At 52.6% G+C, this 2,483-nt stretch carries 3 protein-coding genes; all 3 read right to left on the bottom strand.

Going from position 1 to position 2,483, the window contains the following annotated elements:
- Positions 1-34: 34 nt before the first annotated feature.
- A complete protein-coding gene (locus tag AC3A14_RS13635) occupies positions 35-310 on the bottom strand; it encodes a hypothetical protein (RefSeq protein ID WP_487779028.1) in 276 nt (91 codons plus the stop codon).
- Positions 311-335: 25 nt separating this feature from the next.
- The gene (locus AC3A14_RS13630; RefSeq protein WP_318733882.1) at positions 336-848 is read right to left on the bottom strand and encodes a CHAT domain-containing protein; all 513 of its coding nucleotides are present in this window, start codon (positions 846-848) and stop codon (positions 336-338) included.
- The coding region (locus AC3A14_RS13625; RefSeq protein WP_487779027.1) for a CHAT domain-containing protein at positions 823-2,483 on the bottom strand (1,661 nt) is incomplete at its 5' end. The genes AC3A14_RS13630 and AC3A14_RS13625, both read right to left, overlap by 26 nt.

Raw genomic sequence — 2,483 nt, 5'->3', positions numbered from 1 at the left:
CCACTGCGTTCCACTCGCCATGACAGAGAAAATGTCATGGCGACCGAAGGGAAGCGATCGCTGCTCCTTCCGAGAGCGTCGGGATTGCTTCATTCCACTGCGTTCCACTCGCCATGACAGAGAAAATGTCATGGCGACCGAAGGGAAGCGATCGCTGCTCCTTCCGAGAGCGTCGGGATTGCTTCATTCCACTGCGTTCCATTCGCAATGACTGAACTGTTGTCATGGCGATCGCCTTGACTCTTGTCATTGCGACCGAAGGGAAGCGATCGCCAAGTTTACCGGGATAGGGAAGATTGCTTCGTTCCACTACGTTCCACTCGCCATGACGGGAACTAGCGCCCACGTTTCAGCCACCAGAAACCGCCGATCAGGAGGATTGAACCGGCAAGCAAGGCGAAAGCGGGGGTTCTAACTGGGGACAGAAACCCGGTTTCTGGTAACGGATCAGACTGAGCATCGCCGATGAGGATGAACGGTGACCAAATATGGGGGTGATGTTTGAGTTGATTGAGTTTGGCTTGGCGTAAGGCTTGTGCTTGGGTCATGCCTTCCGTAATGTATTGGTAAAAATCGCTCATTAGTTCCTGGGTGTACCGATCTTCTGCTTGCCATAAACTGGCCATGACGGCTTGCGCTCCTGCCCGTTCAAACAGGTAAGCGACTCCGGAAATGGAATTTCCCTCTAGGTCGGCTTCGCGGGCGGTTTGGCAGGCGCTGAGGGCAATTAAGCGGGTGTCCGTTAACCCCAGGAGGGCGGCATCTTGGATGGGCCACTGGCGATCGGCAAAGAGGATAGTATTTACCCCTAGATTTACTGTATTAATTTTTACATTTTTCTGCTTCAAACTGACAGGGTTGATCCTGAAAACAGCCGTGGGTGGCCAGATGGAGGAAGGGAAACTTAGGCGCTTGGGTCTTAAACTGGTCGAGGGTGGCGCTCTGGTGCAGGTAGCCCTGGCTGTTGCGGAAGAGTCGGGTAATGGTGTTGACTTCGGCTTCCGTTCCCGGTAGGTCTAGGGGCGTATCGGGTTTGGGGTTGCCGAAGGCCAGGAGACGGCGGGAGTTGTTTGGGGTTTGAGGGTTGGAGGGGGTTGGGGAGAGGCGCGTCAGGTAGTTGATGGGGTATTTTTCAATCAGGAATTGTTTGGTTTCTCGGTCGTTGAGGCTTTCAAAGGGGATGTAGCGCAGTTGGCCGGTGGCGATGATGCTCAGGTGTTCGGGGTTGTAGGCGTTGAGCTGGTCTTCGATGGGGCGGATGAGGATGTGGTAAAGGTCGCGACTGGTGGTGAGAGAGTCTTTGTGTCTGTTTTCGAGTTGTTGGGGATAGCGCTGGACGAGTTGGTTAAATTTCTCGGCATCGAGGGGGGTTTGCACGACTTGGAAACTATCGCGGGTGAGCAGAAACAGAGCTAGGGTATTGGGAACGTTCGTAATATTGGTGAGGGGAACGGGTTGCAGGACAACAGTTCCATCGGGGATGGTGGCTTGCAGTTCGTCGATGTCGATGAGAGGGGTTTCAAACAGGTCAGCCGCTTCGGGGAACTGTTGGGCAATTTGTTCTCCAAGTTGAATGTTTTCGGTCTGTAGGTCATTGATGCGGCGCGAGAGTTGGTCATCGGAGAAGTCGAGTTGCAGTTGTCGTCTGAGGCTTTCGATTTGTTGGGAGCGCTGGTTATATTGGTCGATGAGGGCTTGAGCTTCGGGGTTTTGGACTTTGGCTCCGAGGAGGCGAGTATAGTCGGCCAGTTCGTAGGTGGTGACGCGGTTTATCCATCTAAAGGCTTCTTTGGGGTCGTTTTGTTGGATGAGCAGGGAGGTGAGGGCGATGGCTGGAGCATCGTTAGATTCGATGAACGTTTTCCGATGTTCTTGTTTCAGGTTGCTGCGGAGGTTGAGGGTAATTTCTAGGGATTGTTTCCAGTGTTCAATGGCTTTTTCAGGTTGATTGGTATTTCGGTAAAACCCAGCAATGTTGCTCAACGTCGTAGCTTCTCCCTCTCTGTCTTGCACGGATCGGTGAAGGGGTAGGGCTTGTTCGTAATACTCCAGCGCTCGTTGCGGTTGACCGATGCTGTTGTAAACTGCTCCCAAATTATTCAATATGGCGGCTTCTCCCTCTCTGTTTTGCACGGATCGGTGAAGGGGTAGGGCTTGTTCGTAATAGGCGATCGCCCGTTGCACTTCTCCAATGCTGTCGTAAATTCCTCCCAAATTATTCAACGTGGTGGCTTCTCCCCCTCTATCTTCCACTGCTCGGAAAAGGGGTAAGGCTTGTTCGTAATAGGCGATCGCCTCTTGCACTTCTCCGATACTGTCGTAAACTGATCCCAAATTATTCAACGTCACGGCTTCTCCCCCTCTATCTTCCACTGCTATGTAAATGGGCAAGGCCTGTTCGTAATACTTTATCGCCTCTTGCACTTCTCCGATGCTGTAGTAAACTGTTCCCAAATTAGTCAACGTCACGGCTTCTCCCCCTC

Source organism: Roseofilum sp. (assembly GCF_982964205.1).
The sequence above is the reverse complement of the archived record's forward strand: the minus strand, read 5'-3'. Positions and strand labels throughout refer to the sequence as shown.